Origin of the sequence: Streptomyces sp. NPDC050504 (assembly GCF_044458065.1) — a bacterium.
In the GTDB taxonomy this organism is placed as follows: domain Bacteria; phylum Actinomycetota; class Actinomycetes; order Streptomycetales; family Streptomycetaceae; genus Streptomyces.
In genome coordinates this window covers 404,365-428,971 of sequence record NZ_JBITHO010000006.1, presented here as the reverse complement: position 1 = coordinate 428,971, position 24,607 = coordinate 404,365, and the positions used below count along the sequence as shown (strand labels likewise).

Sequence of the window (24,607 nt, the reverse complement as noted above, 5' to 3'; positions counted from 1 at the left end):
AGCTGTGGCCCCCCGGCGTCCACGGGCGTGGCGGTGACGGGATGTGCTACCTCCGTGGAGAGGAGGCGCGCCGCCGCGTCAGGCGGGGTTCGCGGGGTCAGGCGGGGTTCGCCGGGGGTCAGGCGGGGCTCGCGGGGTCAGGCGGGGTTCGCCGGGTTGTCGCCCGGCACCACCGCCGGGTCCTTCCCCCGTGCCGTCCCGCTGCCCCGGATGCGCGCGCCGACCCAGGCCGCTGCGGGCTCGGTGTAGCGGGCCGTCAGCGGGCCCATCACCACCAGGATCAGTACGTACGCGGTGGCCAGCGGGCCCAGCGAGGGCTCGATGCCCGCGCTCACCGCGAGACCCGCGATGACGATGGAGAACTCGCCCCGCGCGACCAGCGTGCCGCCCGCGCGCCAGCGCCCCTTGACGCCGACCCCGGCGCGCTTCGCCGCCCAGTAGCCCGTCATGACCTTGGTGCCCGCCGTGACGACGGCCAGCGCGAAGGCGGGCAGCAGCACCGGCGGAATGCTCGCCGGGTCGGTGTGCAGACCGAAGAAGACGAAGAACACGGCCGCGAACAGGTCCCGCAGCGGCGACAGCAGGTGGTGCGCGCCCTCCGCGACCTCCTCCGACAGCGCGATGCCCACCAGGAACGCCCCGACCGCGGCCGACACCTGGAGCTGCTGCGCGACGCCCGCGACCAGCAGGGTCAGACCGAGCACCACCAGCAGCAGCTTCTCCGGGTCGTCGCTGGAGACGAACCGCGACAGGATCCGCCCGTAGCGCACCGCGACGAACAGCACGAGCCCCGCCACGGCGAGCGCGATGGCCAGCGTGATGCTGCCCGCCGCGAGGCTCGCGCCCGCGACCAGAGCGGTGAGGATCGGCAGGTAGACCGCCATCGAAAGGTCTTCGAGCACCAGGATGCTGAGGATGACCGGCGTCTCGCGGTTGCCGAGCCTGCCGAGGTCGCCGAGCACCTTGGCGATCACCCCGGACGACGAGATCCAGGTGACGCCGGCGAGCACCACCGCCGCCACCGGGCCCCAGCCGAGCAGCAGTGCCATCGCCGCGCCGGGCAGGGCGTTGAGCGAGGCGTCGACCAGACCCGCCGGGTACTGCGTCTTGAGGTTGGAGACCAGGTCGCTGGCGGTGTACTCCAGGCCCAGCATGAGCAGCAGCAGGATGACGCCGATCTCGGCGCCGATGGCGACGAACTCCTCACTGGTGCCCAGCGGCAGCAGCCCGCCCTCGCCGAAGGCCAGACCCGCCAGCAGGTACAGGGGTATCGGGGAGAACTGGAAGCGCCCGGCGAGCCTGCCGAGCAGACCGAGGCCGAGGATGATGGCGCCGAACTCGATCAGGAAGACCGCGGAAGAGTGCACGCTCACTCCTGCCCGAGGATCGTCGCGGCCGCTGCCACGCCCTCGCGGGTGCCGATCACGATGAGCACGTCCCCGCCGGCCAGCCGGAAGTCCGGCGTGGGGGAGGGGATCGCCTCGGCACGCCGCAGCACCGCCACGATCGACGCGCCGGTCGCCGTGCGCATCCGGGTCTCGCCCAGCACCCGGCCGCGCCAGCGCGACGTCAGCGCCAGCTCGATGCGTTCGGCGACCAGCCCCAGGTCGGTCGTCGACAGCAGGTTCGGGCTGTGGTGGGACGGCGTCAGGGCGTCGATCAGCGAGGCCGTCTCCGCCTCCGTCAGGTGCAGGGACTGCGCGCAGGCGTCCGGGTCGTCGGAGCGGTACACGTTGACCGTCCGCGTCCCGTCGCGGTGCGCGACCACCGAGAGGTGGCGGCGCTCGCGTGTGGTGAGGTCGTACTGGACCCCGATCCCGGGCAAGGGCGTCGTACTCATTCGCGGAGCAGGCACGGCCTGTCCCCCCTCTTGTCTTGCGCAGTGCGTGTCGAATTGCCTGGTGGAGCGGCTGCGGAACGTACGGGAAGCACACCGCCGTACGGTCGTTCGCGCAGGTCACCACGGGCGGCGACGGCATATGTTGCCAGCACGGGCTCGCCGGAGCATATGGGTGTCAGCACGGATGGACAGCAGGCCGCTCCACCGGCCAAGCTGGGCGGGGCACCACATCCCGTCGCAGGTCAGGCCCCGCGACGGGGCGGTCCGGAAACGTCGGTGAAGTCGGTGGACAACAGGACAGCGACAGGGGAACGGGGCGGCCCGGTTGAGGAGGGGCCGGTGCGAAAGGGACTGCAGTTGTCGCTGTACTGGCGGATCTTCCTGCTCAACGCCGCCGTGCTCACGGCTGCCGTGCTGCTCCTCCTGGGCCCGGTCACCGTCTCCACCCCGATCCTGCTCGGCGAGGCACTGGTCCTGATCGCGGGGCTCGGCGCGATGCTCTTCGCCAACGCCGTGCTGCTGCGGATCGGCCTCGCGCCGCTCGCCCGCCTCACCCGGGCCATGGCCACCGTCGACCTGCTCAGGCCCGGCAGCCGCACGACCGTCACCGGCAAGGGCGAGATCGCCGAACTGACCGATACCTTCAACACCATGCTCGCCCGGCTGGAGTCCGAACGGGCCGCCAGCTCAGGCCGTGCCCTCTCCGCCCAGGAGGCCGAGCGCCGCCGCATCGCCCAGGAGCTCCACGACGAGGTCGGGCAGACCCTCACCGCCGTACTCCTGCACCTCAAGCACGCCGCCGACCACGCCCCTTCCGACGTGCGCGAAGAGCTCCGCCAGGTACAGGAGACCACCAGGGCCGGGCTCGACGAGATCCGCCGCATCGCCCGCAGGCTGCGCCCCGGAGTCCTGGAGGAACTGGGCCTGTACAGCGCCCTGCGCGCCCTCTCCGCGGAGTTCACCACCTCGCGCCTGAGCGTGGGCATCCACATCACCCCTGGGCTGCCGCGCCTCGACCGGGACACCGAGCTGGTCCTCTACCGCATCGCGCAGGAGGGCCTGACCAACACCGCGCGCCACGCACGGGCCCGGCACGTCGAGATGCGTCTGCGGCCGTTGCCGGGGGACCGCGTGGAACTGCTGCTGAGCGACGACGGACAGGGCATCGGTACGGCGCCCGAGGGCGCGGGGCTGCGGGGCATGCGGGAGCGCGCGCTGCTGATCGGCGCGGAACTCGCCGTCGGCGCCGGGCCGAGCGGCGGGACCCGGGTGCGGCTGAGCGTGGCGGGCGGCGCGGGGGAGGAGGGCGTGGGCGCCCCGGGGACGGCCGCGGCCGAAACCGGCACGCCCGGGAAGCCCGTGGTGCCCGAGCGGTCCGCGCCGTCCGAACGGCCCGTGCCGTCAGGGGAACCCGGGCCGTCAGAGGAACCCGTAGAACCCGCGGATCCCGTAGAACCCGCGGAACCAGTAGAACCCGCGAAGACCGCGCGGCCCATGAAGACCGAGAAGGAGCGATGACCGCACCGACCCGCATCCTGCTCGCCGACGACCACGCACTGGTGCGTCGCGGCGTGCGGCTCATCCTGGACGCCGAGCCCGACCTGACCGTGGTCGCGGAGGCCGCCGACGGCGCCGAGGCCGTCGCCCGCGCCCGCGGCGCCGACGTGGACCTCGCCATCCTGGACATAGCGATGCCCCGGCAGACCGGCCTCCAGGCGGCGCGCGAACTCAGCAGGGTGCGGCCCGGTCTGCGCACGCTGATGCTGACGATGTACGACAACGAGCAGTACTTCTTCGAGGCGCTCAGGGCAGGGGCCTCGGGATACGTGCCCAAGTCCGTGGCCGACCGTGACCTCGTCGAGGCGTGCAGGGCCGCCCGCCGCGACGAGCCGTTCATCTACCCGGGCGTCGAGACCACCCTGATCCGCACCTATCTGGACCGGGCGCACCGCGGCGATCCGCTGCCCGACCGGCCGATCACCGAGCGCGAGGAGGAGATCCTCAAGCTCGTCGCGGAGGGGCACTCGTCCAAGGAGATCGGCCTCCTCCTCGTCATCAGCGCCAAGACCGTGGAGCGCCACCGGGCCAACCTGCTCCAGAAGCTGGGCCTGCGCGACCGGCTCGAACTCACCCGCTACGCGATCCGGGCGGGCCTCATCGAGCCGTGACGTCCGGCCCTCAGGACGGGGACGGGTACGACGCGAGGGACGCGACGAAGCCGTCCACCATCGCGATCTGCACGTCGGCGGGGAACCGGTCGGGATCGAACAGGGCCTGGACGACCAGTCCGTGCACGAACGCGACCGAAGCGGCGGCCAGCCGCTCGGCGTCCGCGTCCGGGGGGAGTTCACCGATCGCGCGGGCCGCCTCGACGTGCGGGCGGAGCGTCGAGCGCAGCCGGGCGTACCGGGCGGCCTGGTCCGATCCGAGGGCCTCGTCGGCGAGCGCCAGGTCCCAGGAGCTGACCCAGATCCGGTTGCGTGCGGTGTCGTCGGGGCCCAGCGGCAGGATGTCGAGCAGCATCGCGCGCAGCGCCGCCAGCCCTTCGACGGGCCGCTCGCGCCTGGGGCGCTCGGCGGTGCGCGTCTCCAACAGGTCGAGCGCGTGCGCGACCAGGGCCCGCTTGGTCGGGAAGTAGTGCATGAGCATGCCAGTCGACACCCCCATGGCGGCGGCGACGGCGCGCAGCGTCAGCCCGCCGAAGCCCTTCTCGGCGAGGACGCGCCACACGGCCTCCGACACGTCCTTGCGGCGGGCTTCGCGGTCTCCGGGTGCGGGCGGCATGCTGCTACTTTACATACCGAACGCTCGTTACGTACCTGCTCCCACGCTTCTCGGAAGGTGACCGTGTTCGTTCTTCCCCTCGGCGACAACGCCCAGCTCCGTCCCCTGGAACCCCGCCACGCGGAGGAGTTCCTGGCCCACATCGACCGCGCCCGCCCCTTCGTGGACCCGTGGATACCCTGGGCGACCTTCAGCACCGACCTCGCGTCCGCCACGGCCGTGCTCCAGCGGTACGCGGACCGGCAGGCGCAGGACGCGGCCAGGCTCTACGGGATCTGGCTGGAGGGGACGCTGGTCGGCGGCGTCATGTTCACCCGGTTCGAGGCGGAGGCCGGGGTGTGCGAGATCGGCTGCTGGCTGGAGGAGGGCGGCGCCGGCCACGGCCTGGTGACCCGCGCCTGCCGCGCGCTCGTCGACTGGGCGTTCGACGAGCGCGGCATGAGCCGGATCGAGTGGTGGGTCGGCCCGCACAACACGCGCAGCATCGAGGTGGCGCGCAGGCTCGGGATGCGGCGCGACGGCGTGCTGCGCAAGCGCTACGCGTACCGGGGCGAACGGCAGGACAGCGAGGTCTGGTCGATCCTCGCGGACGAACCGAGGACGCGGCGCGCGGAGCCCGACGAGGCTCTCCGCGAGGAGTCCGCCGGCGTCGTCCAGGACGGTTCGACGGCGGCGGCCAAGGCCGAGCTCGACCGCCTCATGGACGTCTTCCTCGGCGCGTTCACCAACACCGGGGGAGCGGCTCCGAACGTCGACGCGGTCCGCGAGGTCTTCGTGCCGCAGGGCCGGATCACCAGCAACATCGGCGCGGACCCGGTCGTCTACGACCTCGACGCGTTCATCGAGCCCCGGCGGAAGATGCTCACGGACGGCACGCTGACGGAGTTCTCCGAGTGGGAGGTGGCCGAGCGGACCGAGGTCTTCGGAACGATCGCGCACCGCTTCAGCGAGTACCGCAAGTCCGGTGTCCTCAGGGGCGAACGGTTCGAGGGCGGGGGCCGCAAGACCACCCAGTTCGTACGCACCCCTGAGGGCTGGCGCATGAGCTCGATGCTCTGGGACGACGAGTAGGCGCGTGACGGTCCGGGGCGCGGGTCCGGTCCGGGGCCCGTACGCCCCTCCCCGCGAGGCGCCCGGCCTCCCCGCGAGGTGTCCGGAATACGTACACGATTCCTTTACAACAGATCCCGCCTCTGGCATGGTCATGCCCTTGCGTGCGGTCGGGGGGACCGCCGCCGTTTTCGGTCAGGGGGCCGATCTCATGCTGGACAGACCTGGTTTACGCCGACTGGCGAGATATCGCGCGCCCGGCCTGGTGGCGGTCGCGCTCACGGCGGTGACCGCCGCGCTGCTGCCGCTGGCGAGCGCCGCCGACGACCCGCGCAACGGCCCCGTGCCCGAAGTGCGCCAACCACTGGCCGCGCCGCACCACCGCGCGGCCCCCGCCGAAGCGATGCGACCGCTCGCTCCCGTGCTTCCGCGCGACGGCTGGACCGCCACCGCGAGCGACGAGGAGACCTCGGGGGAGAACGGCAGGGCCGCCAACGTCCTGGACGGCAGCACCGCCACCATCTGGCACAGCAAGTGGACCGGCACCCCGGCCCCGCTGCCGCACACCGTCACCGTCGACATGCACCGCACGCAGGTGGTGTCCGCCCTCGTCTACACCCCGCGCCTCGACGGGCCGAACGGGCGCGTCGGCCAGTACGCCGTCCACCTCAGCGCCGACGGCGCCACCTGGGGTTCGCCCGTCGCGACGGGCACCATGGCCGACGACAACACGGTGAAGACCCTCAGCTTCGCGCCCAAGGGCGCCAGGTACGTCCGCCTCACCGCCACCACCGAGGCGGGCGGCCGCGGCCCCTGGTCATCGGCCTCCGAGATCAACCTCCAGGGCGACCCAGGCACCCCCGCGTCCGTGGTGGAACTGCCCCGCGACGGCTGGACCGCGGCCGCGAGCGACGAGGAGACCTCGGGCGAGGACGGCAGGGCCGCCAACGTCCTGGACGGCGACCCCGACACCCAGTGGCACAGCAGGTGGACCGGCACGGCGGCGCCGCTGCCGCACCACATCACCATCGACATGAAGACCAGCCGCACCGTGTCCGCCCTCTCCTACCAGCCGCGCAGGGCGGGCACCAACGGCCGCATCGGCGCCTACACGGTCACCACCAGCACCGACGGAACCACCTTCGGAGCTCCCGTCGCCACCGGCACCTGGCGGGACGACGACACCGTCAAGGGCGCCACCTTCACGAGCGCCGTCACCGCCCGCTACGTCCGTCTCACCGCCACCACCGAAGCGGCCGGCCGCGGCCCCTGGTCGTCCGCCGCCGAGATCCGGCTGAGCGGCCCCGCCAGCCCCGCCGCGCACGGCGCCTGGGGACGGCTCACCGGCTTCCCGCTGGTCCCCGTCGCGACCGCGGTCCTGCCCAACAACAAGCTCCTCGCCTGGTCCGCGTACGGCACCGACCGCTTCGGCGGCGCCAACGGCTACACCCAGACCGCGATACTCGACCTGACGACGGGCCAGGTCACGCAGCGTCGCGTCGACAACACCCGGCACGACATGTTCTGCCCCGGCATCGCCGTCCTCGACGACGGGCGGGTCCTGGTCACGGGCGGCAGCAACGCCGAGCGCGCCAGCATCTACGACCCGGTCACCGACCAGTGGACCTCCACCACGGACATGAACGTCGCGCGCGGCTACCAGGCCATGACGCTGCTCTCCAACGGCGACGCCTTCGTGCTCGGCGGCTCCTGGAGCGGCGGCGCGGGCAACAAGGGCGGCGAGGTGTGGTCCAAGGCCACCGGCACCTGGCGCAACCTCGCCGGAGTCCCGGTCACGAACACCATGACCCAGGACCCCGCCGGTGCCTACCGCGCCGACAACCACCAGTGGCTGCACGCCACTTCGGGCGGCCGCGTGCTGCACCTGGGCCCCAGTCGTCAGATGAACTGGATCTCCACCACCGGCGCGGGCGGCGTCACCACCGCGGGCAACCGCGCCGACAGCGCCGACGCGATGAACGGCAACGCCATCGCGTACGACATCGGCAAACTGCTCACCCTCGGCGGCGCCACCGCCTACGAGAACGTCCAGGCGACCCGGCGCGCCTACACCGTCGACCTGAACGGCGGCGGGCAGCCCGTCGCGACCCGCACGGGCGACATGGCCCACGCGCGCTCCTTCGCCAACAGCGTCGTGATGCCCGACGGCAAGGTCGCCGTCTTCGGCGGGCAGTCCTTCCCGGTGCCGTTCAGCGACGCCACGTCGGCGATGACCCCGGAGATCTGGGACCCGGCCACCGGCCAGTTCACCCGCATGGCGTCGATGGCCGTGCCGCGCAACTACCACAGCGTGGCCAACCTGCTCCCCGACGGGCGGATCTTCTCGGGCGGCGGCGGACTCTGCGGCGACTGCGCCACCAACCACGCCGACGGGTCGGTCTTCACCCCGCCCTATCTGCTCAACGCCGACGGCACGGAGAAGACCAGGCCCGTCATCAACGGCCCGGTGCCCTCGCGCGCGGCCAACGGCGCGAAGCTCACGGTGACCACCGACTCCGCCGTGTCGTCCTTCGTGCTCGTACGCGCCGGAGCCGCGACCCACAGCACGGACAACGACCAGCGGCGCGTTCCGCTGAACTCGACCTCGAACGGGTCGAATTCCTACGAGGTGACGATCCCGGCCGACCCGGGCGTCGCGCTTCCGGGCACGTACATGCTCTTCGCGATGAACGCGCAGGGCGTGCCGAGCGTCGCGAAGCTGCTGACGGTCGGCTGAGCGCCGGGAGACCCGCGTCCTTGTGTTCCGGCTCCGGGCCCCGCCCGGAGCCGGAACACACCGGCGTCAGTAGCGGGACGTGCTGACGTAGAAGCAGCTGGAGTACGAAGTCCCCGACTTCAGGGCCCACTTGCCGCTGTACGGGCGGACCTTGCTGCCTCCCGCACCCTTCACGACGACCGTGTACGTTCCCGGCTTCAGCCTGATCGTCGCCGTCTCCGCCGCGGGGGAGCACCCGGTGAAGAGGTTCCCCAGCGGAGTGTCCGGGGAACGGGTCGTGCAGCCGGTGCAGGCGCCCACCGACGAACTGCCCCTCTCCGGACCCGAGTACAGGACCTCCAGCGACTCGGTGGAATCGTTGGTGATCACCAGTTCCGTGGTGCCCGCGGGCGCGGTGCCCTTGGCGGCGGGCGGCGGCAGCGCGCCCGCGCTGCCCTGGGCCGCGTCGGCGACGTTCACGTCGATCAGCAGGTTGGCGGCCTTCTTCGCGTACGGCCCCGATGCGCCCTTCTCGGTCACCTCCTCAAGGGTGGTGCGGGCCGCCTGGTAGTCCTTGTCGTCGAACTGCTTCTTGCCGCACCGGTACTGGACCATGGCCAGGTTCTCGCCCGCCTTGGAGCTGGGGGCGGCACCCGGCTCGCGCTCCTTCTCGATCTGGGCGAGGTGGCTGATCCGGCTGCTCGCGGCGCACGGCTGCGTCGCGCTGTCCGCCGCCGCGTTCGCGTACAGGGCGTCGATGCGCGCGGGCACCAGCTCGGCCTGTGGGGAGCCGGGCGTGTCCGTGACGATGGACCGGTAGGCGTCGATGATCGCCGAGTAGTTGCCGACCTGCGAAGGCGCGTAGTTGGTCTCGTCGCGCAGGTCGGCGGCCATCTCGTCGCCGTAGGCGAGGCGCAGCTCGGCGAGGCGGGGCGCGGTGCGGCCGATGCGCCGCTCGAAGACCCGGGTGGCGGCCCAGTACGCCTCCGCCGCGGTCTCGTGGTCCCCCCGCTTCGCGGCCTGTTCGGCCCGCAGTGTCGCCGCGCAGCCGTTCCCGCCCGCGCGGGCCCGGTCCGGCGCCGGACTCAGCGTGAACTCGTGGATGTCGGAGCCTGCCGTGGCGTACGTGCCGACGGCGGACGCGCAGTCCCCGGACCGCTGGGCGGCGTCGGCGTCCTCCAACTGCCCCTGCGGGATGGTGCGGAGCCCGGCGAGGGCGCCTGCGGTCAGGGCGGCGGCCAGCACTCCGACGACCAGCGCGCGGCCCACGGGCAGGGCGGGGCCGACCGGCTCCCGTACGAGGAGCTGGATTCGCCCCAGGCTGGGGTGCTCGACGTCCCGCAGCACGCGGCGGTGCGGCTGTCGGATGAGGAAGTAGAGGAGGAGCGCCGCCCACAGGGCGTAGATCACGGTCCAGGTCGTCGTCGCCGTACCGGCGTTGAACCAGACGGCCACGGTGAAGAGCAGTGCGGTGCCGAGCGTGGCGGCCGTGAACCTGCGCCACGCGCGGAAGTAGGCGAAGCCCGAACTGAGCAGCATCGCGACCAGCACGAGCGCCACCCACTGGTACCAGGGTCTGTCTCCCGACGAACTGGCGAGTGCCTCGCCCGCTGTTGTTAACATCCGCATCCTCCTGGGACGGACGGGCGCCACCGCCCGCACAAACGTCTGAACACCGCGGCGTACGGTACTCCGAGCGTTTGGACGCGCGTGGCGGCCGTCGCAGTTCCTGCGGGTCGCGCGGCCCGCGCGTGGCGGTCGCGGGGGGAGCGGCGGGGGATCAGCCGTGCTGCGGGCGGTGGCGGCGGGCGCCCCGGTCGCCGCGCAGGCCCAGGTAGAGGGCGCCGAGCGCGAGCGACTGGACCAGTGCGGAGACCACGACGCCGCCGACCAGGAACCAGGCGGGAGCCCCCTCGACCCCCCAGAGCGCCATGCCGGCCCCCAGGGTGAGCAGGGAGACGGGGGCGGTGAGGAAGGCGGGCCACACCCAGATGAACCCGGGGTCGGGGGAGAACAGCGTCACCGCCGTGGCGATGGCGATCGAGATGCCGACGACGCCGAGGTAGACCGCGGACGCGGCGTTGGTGACGGCGAGGCGGGCGACGGTGCGGACGTTCATCTGTTCTCCCCCGGGACGTGTGTTCCGCTCCCCATGGTCGGGCCGGGGCGGGTACCCGTCGTGAGTACGGGTACTCAGGTTTCCGGGGCCGAGGTCCCCGGGTCAGTCGAGTACGGCGAAGGCTTCGACCTCCACCAGGTGCTCGGGCACGTCCAGCGCGGGCACGGCAAGCAGCGTGACGGGCGGGACCGGTACGGTGCCCAGCTTCTCGGCGGCCCGGGAGATCCCCTCCAGGACGAGTGGCATCTTGTCGGGGCCCCAGTCGACGACGTGGACGGTGAGCTTCGTGAGGTCCTCGACGGTGCCGCCGACCGCGGCCAGGGCGGTGGCGACGTTCAGGTAGCACCGTTCGACCTGGGCCGCGATGTCGCCGACGCCGACCGTGACGCCGTCGGCGTCCCAGGAGACCTGTCCTGCGACGAAGACGAGCCGGGAGCCGGTCGCGACGGCGACCTGCCGGTAGACGTCGACCTGCGGAAGTCCTTCGGGGTTCACCAGGGTGATGGGCATGCTGCCTGCCTCCTCGGGCGTGGGCTCTGCTCTCTTTCGGTTACTTGAGAACCGTAGGAGAGCCCGCGCCGACGTGGAAGAACGCACTTTTCAGTGCCTCGGTCACCTGGAGGTGACCGAGGCACTGGCGCGGAATGCCCGAGCTGTTACGCAACCGACGTGCGGTCGCACGGTTCCTGACGCGCCGTCGAGACCGGTTGGACGCGGCCCGTGTCCAGGATCTACGAGGGACAGGGGGCGGCGGGATGCCGCCCCGCACACAGGTCCGCCGGGTCGAGCACGCGGCGGCGTACGGAAAGCGGGTGCACTCTTGCGCGGTTCAGTGGAACGGACGAACCGGCCGGGCCGGTCGAAGCGGCGGGCCGTCGCCGCCCTCGTGGGCGCGCTCGGCGTCGGAGCCGTGGCGGCGCCGCCCGCGTCGGCCGTCGTCGGCGGCTCCCCGGTCGCCGACGGACAGCGGACCTTCGTGGTGCGCATCGAGCAGCGGGGCGACGACGGGAAGTGGTCCCACTTCTGCGGGGCGGCGCTCATCGACCGCAGGGTGGTCGCGACGGCGGCCCACTGCGCCATGTGGGCGGAGAAGGGGAAGATGACGATCCGCCTCGTCGTGGGCCGCGCCGACACGAACACCCCGGGCGGGACGGTCATCGAGGACGGGTTCACCGTCTACAGCCACCCCAAGTTCTCCACCGTGACCAACACCGACCTCGGGCTCATCGTCCTGAACCGCCCCGTCGCCGGCCAGGTCGCCGAACTCCCCGCTCTCGGAGAGAAGCTGAAGCCCGGCCGGGTGCTCCGCGCCGCCGGCTGGGGCCGTACCGACCTGGAGGACCCCGCCAAGCCGTCGCGGCTGCGCGAGGCACGGCTTCCGGTCACCGCGTTCGACACGGAAGGGGGCATCTGGGACAAGGAGTTCATCTGCGCGGGCACGCCCACCGCGCGGATCGGGCCCGGCGACAGCGGCGGCCCGCTGTTCTCGACGGGCGTCAAGGGGAAGCCGGTGGTGCACGGGCTGGTGACCGGCGACACCAACACCTGCCAGGGACTGTTCACGAACCTCGCCGACCCCGCTGTCTGGGAGCCGTTCCGCAAGCCGCTCGCCGAGCACGGGCTCTCCCACGTCATCAAGAAGTAGGAGGGCCCGTGCGGCCCGCGCGGCCGGACGCCCGCTGCTACTCGGCGCAGACCGCGGGCCTGGTCACCAGACGGCGGTGCGGGCCCAGCAGGTCGACGTCCCAGTACCGGTCCGCGTAACCCACGCCGATCGCCACCATGTCCGGGTTCGTCAGCGTCCTGTAGAAGGTGCTGCCCGAATCCGGATCGGTGGCCCGGTCGGCGAAGTAGCCGTCGTGGTGGTAACCGAAGAGCATGTGCTCGGCGACGTCACGGGAGTAGAGCCCGGCGTCGCCGAGCCGTGTCCGCAGGTCCCTGCCGTCGCTGCCGACCGAGGCGAGCCGGCCCATCCCCGCCATGTCCGCGGCGTGCTTCTTCGCCACGCCGGACGCGACGTCCGAGATCGCCAGCGGCGCCAGTCCCGCGCGCACCCGCTCCTCGTTGATCCGGCACACGATCCAGTCCACGTCCGGGTAGTACGCGCGCTGCTCCCCCGCCTGCACAGGCGCCTGCGCCTCGGGCTCCGGGGCCGCGTGGGCCGGGGCCGACGTGCCGAACGCGGCGAGCGCGAGGGCCGCCGCGGCCGTCGCGAGTGCGTGACTCATCCTCTGGCGATTCAAGTTGACCGACACCTCTCCTGCCGTCGCGCCGAACGGACCGGCGCGTCGGCCGCAGTGTGTCAACGCGGGTGGACGGGGGAGCGGGTGACAGGCCGGTGTCACACGGATGGCGCAGAGGGGCCGGTGCGCGCCTCGTAACCTGGGGGCATGACGACGTACAAGACCGCCGACGTGAGCCTCGACGCGATGATCGACGACCTGCGGACGCTCGTGGAGATCGAATCCCCGTCGCGCGACCTCGACGCGCTGAAGGTCTCGGCCGGGGCCGTGGCCGCGATGATCGAGAGCCGTCTCGGCGGGCGGGCCGCGCTCGTCGAGAACGAAGGCGGTACGCACGTCCACTGGTCGGCGGGCGGCGACCCCAAGGTGCTGCTGCTCGGCCACCACGACACGGTGTTCCCGCTCGGCACGCTCGCGCGCCGCCCGTTCGCGGTCGCGGACGGGCGCGTGACGGGCCCCGGCGTCTTCGACATGCTCGGCGGGCTCGTGCAGGCCGTGCACGGCCTCGCGGCGCTGGCGGACAGGTCGGGCGTGGAGATCCTGGTGACCGCCGACGAGGAGGTCGGCTCGCGCTCCTCGCGCGCGCTCATCGAGGAGCGCGCGCTCGCCTGCGGCGCGGTCCTGGTGTTCGAGGGCGCGGCGGACGGCGGCGCGCTGAAGACCGGCCGCAAGGGCTGCGGAACGTTCGAGGTGACCGTCACGGGCCGCGCCTCGCACGCGGGACTGGAGCCGGAGGCCGGAGTCAACGCCCTGGTGGAGGCGGCGCACCAGGTCCTGGCCATCGCGGCGCTCGGCCGCCCCGGGGCGGGCACGACCGTGACCCCGACCGTCGCCGCGGCGGGGACCCAGAGCAACGTCGTACCGGCCGGGGCGACCGTCTCCGTGGACGTCCGGGTCGAGTCGGCCGAGGAGAAGGAGCGCGTCGAGGCGGCGTTCGCCGCGCTCGCCCCCCATCTCGAAGGAGCGGCGCTCTCGGTACGGGGCGGGATCGGCAGGCCCCCGATGCCGGAGTCGGCCTCCGCCGGGCTCTTCGCGGTGGCGCGCGGCCTGCTGCCGGGCGTCGAGGGCGTGGCGGTCGGCGGCGGCAGCGACGGCAACTTCACGGCCGCGCTCGGGATTCCGACGCTCGACGGCCTGGGCGCGGTCGGCGGCGGCGCGCACGCCGACCACGAGTACGTGCTGGTCGACACGATGGAGGAGCGGGCGCGGCTCGTCACGGGGCTGGTGAGCGCGCTCAGGAGCGCCTGACGGGCCGCGGGGCGCCGGACCGGCACCAACTCCGTGCTGTACGCGCTCTGTTCGGGTTCCCGCGGGCCGCGCTCTCCGTACGCTGGTTCCTGGTCACTGCGGTTCGCCGACGCGCCCGTCGGCGCCCGGCGCGGGCACAGGGGGAACGATGGAGCGCGGCGAGCTGATCGCGGGGCGGTACGAACTGGTGAAGCGGCTCGGCCGGGGCGGGATGGGCGAGGTGTGGGCGGGGCGCGACCGCGATCTGCACCGTGACGTCGCGCTCAAGCTGCTGGTGCTCGACGACGCCTCGTACCCCGACCTGCCCAAGCGCTTCGACCGCGAGGCGGTCGCCGCCGCGCAGATCAACCATCCGGGCGTGGTGGGGCTCTACGACCGCGGCGTGCACGAGGACGTGCTCTTCATCGTCATGGAGAAGGTGACGGGCGCGACGCTCGCCGAGCACGTCCGCACCGAGGGGCCGATGCCTCCCGCCAGGGCGGTGGCGATCGCCCGCGACATCTGCGACGCCCTGGCGGCGGCGCACCGGGCGCACGTCATCCACTACGACATCAAGCCGCACAACGTGATGCTCACGGCGGACGGCCGGGTGAAGGTCGTGGACTTCGGCATCGCGGGCTTCGTGCAGAACACCTTCTCGGTGGCGCGGTCCTCGCAGCTGGCCCCGGCGGGCACCCCGGAGTACGGGGCTCCGGAGCAGTTCCTCACCGAACGCGGCGACGAGCGCTCCGACCTGTACGCCCTGGGCGGCGTCCTGTTCGCCATGCTGGTCGGACACGCGCCGTTCACCGGCCACAACGGGCTGTCGATCATGCGGCGGAAGCTGGAGGAGGACGCGCCGCGCCTGGCGGACCTGCGCCCGGACCTGCCGGAGCCGTTGACGGCGCTGGTCGCCGAACTCCTGGACCGGGATCCGGCGCGGCGGCCGGGGTCGGCGCAGGGCGTGCTCGGACGGCTGGCCGCGTACGCCGGTGCGCCCGTGCTCCCGGCGGCGCCCGCCCCCTCGGTCCCGCCCGTGCCGCCGGTGCCGCCCGTGCGACCCGCAGGGCCCACCGGCCCCGTACGCGCCACTGGCCCCGCGCACGCCAAGGCCCCTGCGCGCCCCAGCGAGCCCGTGCACTCCAGTGAGCCCGTGCGCCCCGTGATGCCCGCGCCCGCACCGACCGGGCCCGGATCCTTCGGGCCGCCGGGCTCGTACGACTTGGTCGACGATGACGACTTCGACCTCGGACCCGGCAGGCGACGGCGGATGCGCACCGGGCTCCTGGTCACGGCCGTGGTGCTCCTCGCCCTGTGCGGCGGGGCGTACGGCGGCTAGCAGTGGACGCGCACGCAGTACTACGTCGGCGCGAAGGGCGGCCACGTGGCGCTCTACCGGGGGATCGGCCAGTCCGTGGCGGGGCTGAGCCTGTCGCGGATGGACACGGACCACCCGGAGATCGAGCTCAAGTACCTGCCGGCGTTCAAGCGCGCACAGGTGGAGAACAGGATCGTGACCGACGGCCGCGACAAGGCGCGCGAGCGGATCGCCGAGCTCGCCGTGCAGGCCTCGGCGTGCAAGAAGCAGGAGGAGCGCAAGGCGGCGAAGGCGGTGAATTCCGCGAGCACCGGTCCCGCACTGACCCGGGAGGAGCAGGCGGTGGCGGCCATGTGCGAGGCGTGACCGCTGCCCGGCCCTACCGTCCTTCGAGCGCCTCGGCGACCCGTTCCATGACCCGCCGCCAGTGGGCCCGCCGCTCCTCCCGCTCCTGCGCGCTCGTCAGGTGCTCCTCGTGGAACCGGAGCGCCGTCCGCGCCCCGTCGGCGGACGGGACGAGGGCGAGCTGGAACGTGGTGCTGCCGTGCGTGGCGCGGATGCGCTCCTCGGGGCGGTAGCCCCGGACCTCTCCGGTCACGCCGTCGGCCGTGCGGTAGGGGGCGCCGCGCTCCAAAGCGGGCGCGGCGCCGGGGCCGAGCCAGAGGGCGAGCCCCTCGGGGCCGCTGACGAAGTCCCAGACGACGGGCACGGGGTGCGGCAGCGTGCGGGACACGCCGATCTGCCAGCCGACGTCCTTGGTGAGTCCTGTGGGCATGACGGTCATCCCTCCTCGGAGCGGCGGGCGCGCAGGGCCCGCACCTTGCTGCGGTTTCCGCAGTGCTCCATGGAGCACCAGCGGCGGCGCCCGGGGCGCGAGGTGTCGACGTAGACGAGCAGGCAGTCGTCGGCGGCGCAGGTGCGGACGCGGTGGGCGAAGGGTCCGGTCAGCAGCTCGACGGCGTCCCGCGCGACCGTGGCGAGCAGTTGCGCGCCGCTGGGCCTCCCGGCCCACCCCCGCTCCCCGGTCGGCGTGATCGCCGGTGCCAGGGCCGGCCGGGCGGCGGCCGTGTTGAGGGTCGCCAGGTCGTCGGGCGGCAGCGGCTCGCCGCGCGTATGGGCGAGCACCACCCGCAGCAGCGCGTCGCGCAGTGCGCGCGCGTCGGTCACGTCCGCCTCGGCGACGTCGAGCGCGGGCGTCGGGGAGAGCCGCGACCTCGCCGCCCAGTCGGCCAGGTCGCCGGGCGCGTGCAGGATCTCGTACCTGCGGTACGGCCCCGGGCCGCCGGTGGGCAGCAGCTCCAGACAGAGCGCGCCCGGATCGAACAGGTAGGCGGCGCCTGTGTGCGACTGGAGCATCAGCCCTGTGGTTGCGACGGGATCCATGTAACCACTATAACTGGTTACATGGCACTCGGTTGGAAGTTGGTCATCGACAGTACGTACGCACCCGCTCTCGCGGACTTCTGGGCGGCGGCCCTGGAGTACGAGGTGGAGGACCCCAGCGCGCTCGTGGAGCAGTTGCTGGCGGCCGGCCACATCGGTGAGGAGGCGGTCCTGGAGCACGGCGGCCGCAAGACGTTCCGCGGCTACGCGGCGATCCGGCACCCGGAGGACCCCTTCGACGCGACCAGCGGGGTCGGCCGGGGCAGGCGCGTGCTGTTCCAGGACGTTCCCGAGGGCAAGGCGGGCAAGAACCGCCTGCACATCGACGTCCACGGCGAGCCCGGCGGCCTGGCCGCCCTGGTGGCCCGCCTGGAGGCGCTGGGCGCGACCAGGGTCCAGGAGTTCGACAAGGGTCCGGCCGGACACTGGTGGACCCTGCGGGACCCGGAGGGCAACGAGTTCTGCGCGTCGTAGGTCCCGTTCCGCGCGTCGTGGGTCCCGGGCGCGGGGAGTTCCGGGGACCTGCGGTTGTGCCCCATCGGCGTAACCCACATGGCACATGGGAGCCCGTCGCGGATATCTGGAACGGACGGCCGGTCGCGGTGAGACCGCGACCGGCAACCGGCTATCAGGGAGACGACGTGACCGCTGGACTCGCGATGGAACTCCGTTCCGTGTGCACCATCCTCGTCCTCGCCACCGGAAGTTCCGCGGTCGGCCTGTACGCGGCCCCCGCGTCGCACGCCGCGCGGACGACCGGCCTGGGCAAGCCGGCCCCGGCCGTCTGCGGGGCGGGGACCGGGCCCTACCAGTGGCAGCTGGAGAAGAAGCTCAAGCTCCCGCAGGACGGCAGGATGTCCACGGAGGACTGCCTCGCCGTCAAGAAGCTGCAGAAGCGCATCGGCGTCACGCCCGTCGACGGCGCGGCCGACCTGCGCACGTACCGGATGCTGCTGGTGTTCGAGGTGCGCAAGGACCCCAACGCCGCCAAGAAGTGCCCGGTCAGGTCCTACCGCGTGACCTGTGTCGACCTGACGCGGCAGATCCTGTGGGTGCAGAAGAACCAGAAGGTGGTCTTCGCGCCCGTCCCGGTCCGCAGCGGCAGGCCCGGACTGGAGACGCGCACCGGCTGGCAACGCGTCTACCAGAAGAACAAGACCTTCTTCTCCACGATCTACAACAACGCGCCCATGCCCTACTCCCAGTTCTTCAACGGCGGCCAGGCGCTCCACGGCACCTACAAGGACCTGTTCAAGTCCGGCTCGGGCGGCTGCGTCAACATGTACGTGAAGGACGCGAAGCGGCTGTTCGAGCTGCTGGAGATCGGTGACCGGCTCTACATCTACGGCCGCAAGCAGCCCATCCGCGCGATGGAGGGCGCCGCGGTCAAGAGCGACGACCAGCTGGTGAGGGAGGCGTTCGGCTCCGACGGCATCCCGGTCGTCGACCCGGTTCCGCTCGGCTGACCGGCCCGGTCCCGCTGGGCCTGCACCCGCAGCCGCACACAAGGGCGGTGCCCCGGCGCGTGAAGCGCCGGGGCACCGCCCTTCGGCCGGAGCCGTCCCGGGTCAGCCCTTCTTGCCGTGCTCGCCGCGCTTGTTCGTCAGCGTGACGGTGACGACCTTGCCCGCGCCCGTGCCGGTCACCCGGTGCGGACCGCTGACCGGGTTCTTCGGCAGCAGGTAGCCGTCGGGCACCTCGGTCTCCCGCAGGTAGTACGCGCCCGGCTTCAGCTTCGGGAACGTGCACCGGCCCCTGGTGTCCGTCGCACAGCCCCGGTCCACCAGCGTGTCGCGCCGGGCGCCCGACGTCTGGAGCCCGGCCCTGCCGTTGGACTCGCGCCACAGCTGGAACACGGCGCCGTGCAGCGCCGCGCCGCTCTTGCCGTCCTTCTTGCGGAGTGCGATCGAGCCCTCCACCACGGCCTTCTTCTTGTTCGTGGCGACCACGACCACGCCCTTCTCGGCGTCGTCGTCGGTGAGGACGATCGGCCCGAGGACCGCCTTGCCGACGACGTATCCGGCAGGGGCCCTGGTCTCGCGCCAGTAGTACGTGCCGGGCGCCACCGTGCGGGAGCAGGTGCCGTTGCCCGGCGTGGTGCAGGGCCGGCCGCTCCTGGTGTCGGGGGACGCGCCACCGGTCTGGAGGCCGGCCTTTCCGTTCGTCTCGTGCCACAGCTCGAACACGGCGCCCGCGAGCGGCTTCCCGGTCGCGGCGTCCCGCTTCACCACGGAGAGCTTGACGCGCGTGACCGGGCCGGTGTGGCGGGTGTTCTCAGCGGTCACCGACACGCCCTGGTCGGCGTTGGCCTCGGTGAGCTCCAGGGGGCCGAACACGTTCGGGTCGGGCAGGTCGTAGCCCGTGGGCGCGGCGGTCTCGCGCCAGTAGTACGTGCCCAGTGGCCGTGACGACCGGGCGCACTCACCTCCCGCGTCCGTGGTGCAGGCGTCGCCCACCCGGGTGTCGGGCGCGGCGCCGTCGGTCTGCAGGCCGCTGACGCCGTTGGACTCGTTCCACAGCTCGAACACGGCGCCCGCGAGCGGCGCGCCCGTGTCCTTGTCCCGCTTGAGCACCCGGACGGTGCCGGTGACCGGTGCGCTGCCGCAGTCGGGCAGGTCGCCGTCGAAGGGGTAGTTGTGGAACTCCTGGCCGCCGCCGCCCGACGGCGGGCTGGTGTGCGTGAGCGAGCCGGTCGTGAAGAAGCGGCCGTTCATGCCGGGGACGCTGACGGACGCGGCGGAGCTCTGGTTGCCGATCAGGACGCTGCCCTGGAACTGGCCCGTGCCCTTGATCTCGACGGAGGTGGCGTCGGGGAAGTTCCACAGCAGGCGGTTGCGCATCTTGTTCAGCGGGCTGCTGTCGTCGATGGTGCCGCTGTAGGTGTTGATGGTGCGGTTGGTCCCGAGGATGTTCACCAGGACCGTGGCGTTGTCGGGGATTCCGGCGAAGGAGATGCCCTCCTGGCCGCCCGTGCCGCCCATCAGGTCGAAGTCGACGTTGAAGACCTGGAGGGCGGAGGTGCCGTCGCCGGTGAACAGCGTCTCGCCGCCCGCGTGCGTCGCGGTGCCGGTGGCAGGGCGCGTGCCGCCCTCCGGGTGGGCGTAGCACTGGCTGGCCTCGGTGAGCTGGTCGCGCAGCGCGAGGTAGGGCAGCGCGGCGTCCGGGTCCTTGACCTTGGTGCCGATGACCGTGCCCGTGGCGTCGCCCGCGTGGCGCACGACGCCGTCCTCCGCCAGGAGCCGCTGTCCCGGTGCGACCGTGACGTTCCCTCCGGTGGTGAGCCAGTCGGAGCCCGGGTCGGGCGTCACGCGCGAGCCGACGCCGGCCTCGCCGACGTTGTAGATGCCGCTGACGCCCTCGGCCTTGTTCTGGTCGAAGCCGCCCAGCACCACGACGCGTCCCTCGGCCTCGGCGGCCTTCTCGCGGACCATGAAGTCGCCGCCGACGAACACGTTGACGGCGTTGTCGCGGTACTTGATGGGGTCGTTGTTGATCGGGGGGTAGCCGTCGGGCGGGCAACTGCCGGGAACACAGGGACCCAGACCGCCGGGCAGCGGTTTGGCCAGGGCGGGCGGGGTCCGCGGCGCGGCCCCCGCGGGCAGCGCCGCCGCGGGCACCGCAAGGAGGGAGCAGAGCGTCGCCGCCAGGACGGAACCGGCGCGCCTGCCTCCCGGACGGGTGAGTGAAGTGAACTGCACTGAGCCGTCAACTCCTCAAAAGAAGGGCGATTTAACCCAGATTTTCATGAGGAAGACGACTTTGGGTGATTCTATTGATCCGTGTGACGTCGAACATCCCTTCACCGCGATTCCCCTCGATGGCTCACGAAGCGGTGTGTTGTGGCTGGAATGATCCTCGGCAAGGCCCCCTCCTCCCGGCCAGACTTGACCGGCACACACACGACGCACCAGGTGACGCACCAGGTGACAACAGCCCGAGGGGCCAGCAATGCAGCCGGAGACCACAGGCCGCGACGGAACGCCACCGGCCCCGGTGAACGAAGAACGCGGCAGCGCGCGTGTTCGACTGCGCTCCGACCTCGTCGCGGCGGCGCCCGACGCGACCGCGGGCCTGGTCGTCACCCTCGCGATCTTCCTCTTCCTGTACTTCAGGATGCGCTCGGGCGCCTCGGCGACGGTCGCCGTCATGCCCTTCATGGACGACCCCGACACGTACTGGATGTACCTGCTCAGCCAGGCCTTCGGCTGGTCGGGACTGCTCTGGGCCTGGGGCACCGTCATGCTCGGCCTGCTGCTCTCGGGGCCGAAGCCCGCACGGCTGCCCGTGCCGCCGCCCGTCCTGGAGCGTTGGCACCGCACCACGAGCCTCACCACGATGGCCCTGATGTTCGCCCACGCGCTGATGTTCTCCGCCGAACTCGTGCGGTACAACGCGGGGGCGGCGTGGGCCGGACGGCTCTGGGGCGCCTTCGCCGACAGCTTCGTCCCCGGCTGGTACGACTCCGGCACCGGCCAGGTGGCCATCCCCATCGGCCAGGGCGCCCTCTACCTGGGGATCCCCCTCGGCCTGCTGTTCTACGTCAGGCACCGCATCGGCCCCAGGACCTGGCGCGTCCTGCACCGCTTCGTCGCCGTCGTCTACGTCCTCAGCGTCTGGCACACCCTGCTGTACGGCACCAACGTCTGGTACGACGAGTGGCCGCGCACCGTCCTGTGGCTGCTGCAAGTCCCCGTCGCCGCACTGCTCCTGCTACGGCTGCTGCGCCCCGCGCGCCGCGCCGAGCGCCTGGGGGCGCCAGGCGCCGACCCCGCGGGGCCCGGCAGGCTGCGGTGGACCGTCAGGGCGGCGGGGCGCCTCGTGGCGGCCGCCGTGGTCGTCGGCCTGCTGGCCGTCGTGGTCTCGGGCCACGACGGAGGCCGCCCCAGGCCCGTCGACCCGCCCCCGGCGGCGCCGCACCATCACGAATCCGAGTGATCAGGTCCCACCGGCACCGGCTCGGGCACCGGCTCCCCGGGTAGGAACGTCACCCGGGGCGCCCCCGTGCGCGCGTGCACGGCGACCTCGGCCGCCACCCCGTACACCTCGGCGAGCAACTCCTCCGTCAGCACGTCGGCGGGCGGCCCCGAGGCCGTCACCGCCCCGTCGCGCAGCACGTAGAGCCGGTCGCAGTAGTACGCGGCGAGGTTCAGGTCGTGCAGCGCCACCAGAACGGTGGCGGGCAGCCGGCGCAGCACGCCGAGCACCTCCAACTGGTGCCGTACGTCCAGGTGGTTGGTGGGCTCGTCGAGGACCAGCAGCGCGGGCCGCTGGGCCAGCGCGCGGGCGATCAGCACGCGCTGCCGCTCGCCGCCCGAGAGCCGGTCGAAGGGCCGGTCCGCCAGCGCCGCCGCGTCCACCGCGGTCAGCGCCCACGCCACCAGCGCGGCGTCCTGAGCGCTGTCGCCGTCCAGCAGCCGCTTGTGCGGGGTGCGGCCCATGGCCACCACCTCCCGCACCGTCAGGTCGAAGTCCGCGCCCGACTCCTGCACCACCGCCGCGAGCGTACGGGCCAGCTTGCGCACCGGCAGCTTCCAGGTGTCGGCGCCACCCACCCGTACGAGCCCCGCGTCGGGCCGCAGCACGCGGTACACCGCGCGCAGCAGGCTCGACTTGCCGCTGCCGTTGGGCCCCACGAGGCCCACCACCTCGCCGGGCCGCGCGGTGAGGGATACGTCGCGCACCAGGCGGTGCGCGCCCGCGGTGAGCGTCACCCCCTCCACAGCCAGCTCGACGGCCGGTTCGATCGCGCTCATCCCACTCCCCGGCCGGCGTCCTTGCGGGCGTCGCGGCGCATCAGCCACAGGAAGAACGGACCGCCGCACAGCGCCGTCAGCACTCCCACCGGTATCTCCATGGGCGCCGCGACGGTCCGCGCCGCGATGTCCGCCCAGATCAGGAACACCGCGCCGGCGAGCGCCGACGCGGGCAGCACACGGCGGTTGTCGCCGCCCACGACCAGGCGCACGATGTGCGGCAGCATCAGCCCGACGAAGCCGATCGGCCCGGCCGCCGCCACCAGCACCCCGGTCACCAGCGAGAGCAGGACGAACATCCGGGCCCTGAACCTGCCCACGTCGAGCCCCATCGTCGTCGCCGCCTCCTCGCCCGCGAGCAGCAGGTTCAGCGACCTGGCCTGGACGAGCAGCACGCTGACGCCCAGCAGCAGCGCGGTGCCCGGCAGCCACAGCGTGTCCCACTGGACGCCGCCGAGCCCGCCGAGCGTCCAGGCCAGCACCTCGCGGGCCTCGTTGCCCCGCCCGGACGTCAGCAGGATCAGGTTCATCACCGCGGTGATGACCGCGGCCACGGCGACGCCCGAGAGCACCAGCCGCACGGAGGTGATGCGCCCGCCCGTACGGGCCGTCGCGTAGACGAGCAGCAGCGTCACCAGGGCGCCCGCGAACGCGGCGACCGACAGGGACAGCGGGCCGAACAGGCTCAATCCGAAGACGATCACCGAGACGGCCCCGAGCGAAGCACCCGACGAGACGCCCAGCAGGTACGGCTCCGCCAGCGGGTTGCGCACCAGCGCCTGCATCGCGGTGCCGACCACCGCGAGCCCCGCGCCCGTCACCGCCCCGAGGACCACGCGCGGCCCGCGCACGTCCAGCACGATCGTCTCGCGCGCCCGCGACCAGTCGGGTTCCGTCCAGTCGGCGCCCAGCGCGTGGCTGACGATGCCCCAGACCTGGCCGGGGGGCACGTCCACCGAACCGATGGCCATGCCCGCCGTGACGGAGGCCAGCAGCAGCGCGCCCAGCACCACCAGCGTGACGGCGAACGGCCAGCGGCGCGCCCCCTGGAGGAGGGGCGCACCGGGGGCCGGGAGCGCGCCGCGGAGCGGCGCCTCGACCGGTGCCGTCACCTGAACCGCTCCGGGTGCAGACCGCGGGCCAGCTCCTCGACCGCGTACGGCGCCCTGATCCCGACGAGCGTCGCGGTCAGCGGCAGCACGACGAACCGCTTGTTCTTCACCGCCGGGACGTCCGCGAGCGCGGGCTGCGAGAGCAGGAACTCCTTCTTGCGCTCCACGCTGCCCGCCCCCGCGTAGTCGTAGATCACCACGACCTCGGGCCTGCGCGCCACCACCTGCTCCCAGGACGCGTCGCCGAATACCTCGTCGATGTCGGCGAAGACGTTACGGCCGCCCGCGAGCCTCAGGATCTCGGTGCCCAGGCTCTTGCCGCCCGCGGTGAAGGCCGACTTGTCCCCGCTGTCGTACACGAACACGGGCACGGCGGGCGCGCCCCTGACGGCCTTCCCGGCCCGGTCGACGCGCCCCTTGAGGTCGGCCACCAGGCGCGCTGCCCGGTCGGGCACGCCGAAGACGGAGCCGACGGTGCGGACCTCGTCGTAGGCGTCCGTCATCGACACCCGCTTCTTCCCGCAGTACTCGCGGTTGAGGTAGGTGTCGATCCCGGCCTTGTCGAAGGCCTTGCGGGAGCGGCCGTCCTTCTCCGCGAACGCGCTGGCGTAGCCGCCGTAGACGAGGTCGGGCTCGGTGTCGAGGACGGCCTCGAACGACGGTTCCTTCTTGGCGAGTTGGGGAAGCGCCGCGTACTCCTTCTTCAGTTCGGGCAGTACGGCCGAGTCGGGGAAGGCCGTGCCGACGATCTTCTCCTTCAGGCCGAGTTTGAGCAGCAGTTCGGTGGGGTGCTGATGGATGGCGACCACACGGGACGGCGGCTTCTCGTACGTGGTGCGCATGCCGCAGTTGTCGACCGTGACCGGGAACCCCTTGGTGGCGGAGTCGGCCGAACCGCCCTTGTCGGACGCGTCCTCGGACGTGCCGCAGCCGGTCAGCAGCACCGCCGACAGGGCGGCGCCCAGGGCCGCGGCGCGCAGGGTCCCGCGGCGCGGGAGGCGCAGGGAACGGGGTGGGGCGAAAGGGGGACGGGGTGTGCCGTCGTACACGTAGAGCCTCCTG

The 24,607-nt window shown here is 72.7% G+C and carries 24 protein-coding genes; 11 read left to right on the top strand and 13 right to left on the bottom strand.

Features of this window, described 5'->3' with window-relative positions:
• Window positions 1–137: 137 nt before the first annotated feature.
• Both ACIBNE_RS24635 and ACIBNE_RS24630 read right to left on the bottom strand, forming a co-directional pair.
• Window positions 138–1,367, bottom strand: coding sequence for a cation:proton antiporter (locus tag ACIBNE_RS24635; protein ID WP_399274960.1), 1,230 nt, complete (start codon window positions 1,365–1,367; stop codon window positions 138–140).
• 2 nt (window positions 1,368–1,369) lie between these two features.
• Window positions 1,370–1,855 carry a cation:proton antiporter regulatory subunit gene (locus ACIBNE_RS24630; protein WP_399274958.1) on the bottom strand — a complete coding sequence of 162 codons (486 nt, stop codon included), beginning with the start codon at window positions 1,853–1,855 and terminating at the stop codon, window positions 1,370–1,372.
• A 342-nt stretch (window positions 1,856–2,197) separates the two neighbouring features.
• On the opposite strand from ACIBNE_RS24630, the gene ACIBNE_RS24625 reads away from it, so the two are divergent.
• Both ACIBNE_RS24625 and ACIBNE_RS24620 read left to right on the top strand, forming a co-directional pair.
• The gene (locus tag ACIBNE_RS24625; protein WP_399275423.1) at window positions 2,198–3,358 is read left to right on the top strand and encodes a HAMP domain-containing sensor histidine kinase; all 1,161 of its coding nucleotides are present in this window, start codon (window positions 2,198–2,200) and stop codon (window positions 3,356–3,358) included.
• Complete coding sequence (locus ACIBNE_RS24620) at window positions 3,355–4,008, top strand: response regulator (protein ID WP_399274956.1); 654 nt, start codon at window positions 3,355–3,357, stop codon at window positions 4,006–4,008. The genes ACIBNE_RS24625 and ACIBNE_RS24620 overlap by 4 nt, the downstream gene beginning before the upstream one ends.
• 10 nt (window positions 4,009–4,018) lie before the next feature.
• On the opposite strand, the gene ACIBNE_RS24615 is transcribed toward ACIBNE_RS24620, so the two are convergent.
• On the bottom strand, window positions 4,019–4,624 hold the full coding sequence (locus ACIBNE_RS24615; protein ID WP_399274954.1) for a TetR/AcrR family transcriptional regulator: 606 nt from the start codon (window positions 4,622–4,624) through the stop codon (window positions 4,019–4,021).
• Window positions 4,625–4,687: 63 nt separating this feature from the next.
• On the opposite strand from ACIBNE_RS24615, the gene ACIBNE_RS24610 reads away from it, so the two are divergent.
• Together ACIBNE_RS24610 and ACIBNE_RS24605 are read left to right on the top strand one after the other, a co-directional pair.
• Window positions 4,688–5,695, top strand: coding sequence for a GNAT family N-acetyltransferase (locus ACIBNE_RS24610; RefSeq protein ID WP_399274952.1), 1,008 nt, complete (start codon window positions 4,688–4,690; stop codon window positions 5,693–5,695).
• A 190-nt stretch (window positions 5,696–5,885) separates the two neighbouring features.
• Window positions 5,886–8,411, top strand: coding sequence for a discoidin domain-containing protein (locus ACIBNE_RS24605; protein ID WP_399274950.1), 2,526 nt, complete (start codon window positions 5,886–5,888; stop codon window positions 8,409–8,411).
• 66 nt (window positions 8,412–8,477) lie between these two features.
• On the opposite strand, the gene ACIBNE_RS24600 is transcribed toward ACIBNE_RS24605, so the two are convergent.
• The 3 genes from ACIBNE_RS24600 to ACIBNE_RS24590 all read right to left on the bottom strand — a co-directional run bounded on the left by ACIBNE_RS24600 (window position 8,478) and on the right by ACIBNE_RS24590 (window position 11,019).
• Window positions 8,478–10,013 (bottom strand): hypothetical protein, encoded by a 1,536-nt coding sequence (locus ACIBNE_RS24600; protein WP_399274948.1) that lies wholly within the window; start codon window positions 10,011–10,013, stop codon window positions 8,478–8,480.
• A 157-nt stretch (window positions 10,014–10,170) separates the two neighbouring features.
• Window positions 10,171–10,509, bottom strand: a complete 339-nt coding sequence (locus ACIBNE_RS24595; RefSeq protein ID WP_399274946.1) for an SCO4225 family membrane protein — start codon at window positions 10,507–10,509, stop codon at window positions 10,171–10,173.
• 102 nt (window positions 10,510–10,611) lie between these two features.
• Window positions 10,612–11,019 carry a RidA family protein gene (locus ACIBNE_RS24590; RefSeq protein ID WP_399274944.1) on the bottom strand — a complete coding sequence of 136 codons (408 nt, stop codon included), beginning with the start codon at window positions 11,017–11,019 and terminating at the stop codon, window positions 10,612–10,614.
• Between the two features lie 322 nt (window positions 11,020–11,341).
• Here ACIBNE_RS24590 and ACIBNE_RS24585 point away from each other — a divergent pair, with 322 nt between their 5' ends.
• Window positions 11,342–12,154: a S1 family peptidase gene (locus ACIBNE_RS24585; RefSeq protein ID WP_399274943.1), complete on the top strand. Its 813-nt coding sequence runs from the start codon at window positions 11,342–11,344 to the stop codon at window positions 12,152–12,154.
• 37 nt (window positions 12,155–12,191) lie between these two features.
• Here the strand turns inward: ACIBNE_RS24585 and ACIBNE_RS24580 are convergent, their stop codons facing one another.
• Window positions 12,192–12,737 (bottom strand): CAP domain-containing protein, encoded by a 546-nt coding sequence (locus tag ACIBNE_RS24580; protein WP_399274941.1) that lies wholly within the window; start codon window positions 12,735–12,737, stop codon window positions 12,192–12,194.
• 162 nt (window positions 12,738–12,899) lie between these two features.
• Between ACIBNE_RS24580 and ACIBNE_RS24575 the strand changes: the two genes are divergently transcribed.
• The 3 genes from ACIBNE_RS24575 to ACIBNE_RS24565 all read left to right on the top strand — a co-directional run bounded on the left by ACIBNE_RS24575 (window position 12,900) and on the right by ACIBNE_RS24565 (window position 15,663).
• Window positions 12,900–14,000, top strand: a complete 1,101-nt coding sequence (locus ACIBNE_RS24575; RefSeq protein ID WP_399274939.1) for a M20 family metallopeptidase — start codon at window positions 12,900–12,902, stop codon at window positions 13,998–14,000.
• A gap of 148 nt (window positions 14,001–14,148) precedes the next feature.
• Window positions 14,149–15,318 carry a serine/threonine-protein kinase gene (locus ACIBNE_RS24570; RefSeq protein ID WP_399274937.1) on the top strand — a complete coding sequence of 390 codons (1,170 nt, stop codon included), beginning with the start codon at window positions 14,149–14,151 and terminating at the stop codon, window positions 15,316–15,318.
• 45 nt (window positions 15,319–15,363) lie between these two features.
• Window positions 15,364–15,663: a hypothetical protein gene (locus ACIBNE_RS24565; RefSeq protein ID WP_399274935.1), complete on the top strand. Its 300-nt coding sequence runs from the start codon at window positions 15,364–15,366 to the stop codon at window positions 15,661–15,663.
• A 13-nt stretch (window positions 15,664–15,676) separates the two neighbouring features.
• On the opposite strand, the gene ACIBNE_RS24560 is transcribed toward ACIBNE_RS24565, so the two are convergent.
• Both ACIBNE_RS24560 and ACIBNE_RS24555 read right to left on the bottom strand, forming a co-directional pair.
• The gene (locus ACIBNE_RS24560) at window positions 15,677–16,072 is read right to left on the bottom strand and encodes an SRPBCC domain-containing protein (protein WP_399274934.1); all 396 of its coding nucleotides are present in this window, start codon (window positions 16,070–16,072) and stop codon (window positions 15,677–15,679) included.
• A gap of 5 nt (window positions 16,073–16,077) precedes the next feature.
• Window positions 16,078–16,680 carry a CGNR zinc finger domain-containing protein gene (locus tag ACIBNE_RS24555; protein WP_399274932.1) on the bottom strand — a complete coding sequence of 201 codons (603 nt, stop codon included), beginning with the start codon at window positions 16,678–16,680 and terminating at the stop codon, window positions 16,078–16,080.
• A 21-nt stretch (window positions 16,681–16,701) separates the two neighbouring features.
• On the opposite strand from ACIBNE_RS24555, the gene ACIBNE_RS24550 reads away from it, so the two are divergent.
• Together ACIBNE_RS24550 and ACIBNE_RS24545 are read left to right on the top strand one after the other, a co-directional pair.
• Window positions 16,702–17,154, top strand: coding sequence for a VOC family protein (locus ACIBNE_RS24550; RefSeq protein WP_399274930.1), 453 nt, complete (start codon window positions 16,702–16,704; stop codon window positions 17,152–17,154).
• 167 nt (window positions 17,155–17,321) lie between these two features.
• A complete protein-coding gene (locus ACIBNE_RS24545) occupies window positions 17,322–18,146 on the top strand; it encodes a L,D-transpeptidase (RefSeq protein WP_399274928.1) in 825 nt (274 codons plus the stop codon).
• Between the two features lie 102 nt (window positions 18,147–18,248).
• Here ACIBNE_RS24545 and ACIBNE_RS24540 read toward each other — a convergent pair whose 3' ends face one another.
• Window positions 18,249–20,378, bottom strand: coding sequence for a choice-of-anchor A family protein (locus tag ACIBNE_RS24540; RefSeq protein WP_399274927.1), 2,130 nt, complete (start codon window positions 20,376–20,378; stop codon window positions 18,249–18,251).
• A gap of 250 nt (window positions 20,379–20,628) precedes the next feature.
• Between ACIBNE_RS24540 and ACIBNE_RS24535 the strand changes: the two genes are divergently transcribed.
• Window positions 20,629–21,615, top strand: a complete 987-nt coding sequence (locus tag ACIBNE_RS24535; RefSeq protein WP_399274925.1) for a ferric reductase-like transmembrane domain-containing protein — start codon at window positions 20,629–20,631, stop codon at window positions 21,613–21,615.
• On the opposite strand, the gene ACIBNE_RS24530 is transcribed toward ACIBNE_RS24535, so the two are convergent.
• Genes ACIBNE_RS24530 through ACIBNE_RS24520 form a run of 3 tightly spaced genes read right to left on the bottom strand, consistent with a single transcriptional unit; the run spans window position 21,600 to window position 24,594 of the window.
• Window positions 21,600–22,433 carry an ABC transporter ATP-binding protein gene (locus ACIBNE_RS24530; RefSeq protein ID WP_399274923.1) on the bottom strand — a complete coding sequence of 278 codons (834 nt, stop codon included), beginning with the start codon at window positions 22,431–22,433 and terminating at the stop codon, window positions 21,600–21,602. The genes ACIBNE_RS24535 and ACIBNE_RS24530 overlap by 16 nt on opposite strands.
• The gene (locus tag ACIBNE_RS24525; protein ID WP_399274921.1) at window positions 22,430–23,545 is read right to left on the bottom strand and encodes a FecCD family ABC transporter permease; all 1,116 of its coding nucleotides are present in this window, start codon (window positions 23,543–23,545) and stop codon (window positions 22,430–22,432) included. The genes ACIBNE_RS24530 and ACIBNE_RS24525 overlap by 4 nt, the downstream gene beginning before the upstream one ends.
• Entirely contained in the window at window positions 23,542–24,594 is a 1,053-nt protein-coding gene (locus ACIBNE_RS24520) for an ABC transporter substrate-binding protein (RefSeq protein ID WP_399274919.1), read from the bottom strand. Before ACIBNE_RS24520 ends, ACIBNE_RS24525 begins: the two co-directional genes overlap by 4 nt.
• Between the last annotated feature and the right edge of the window lie 13 nt (window positions 24,595–24,607).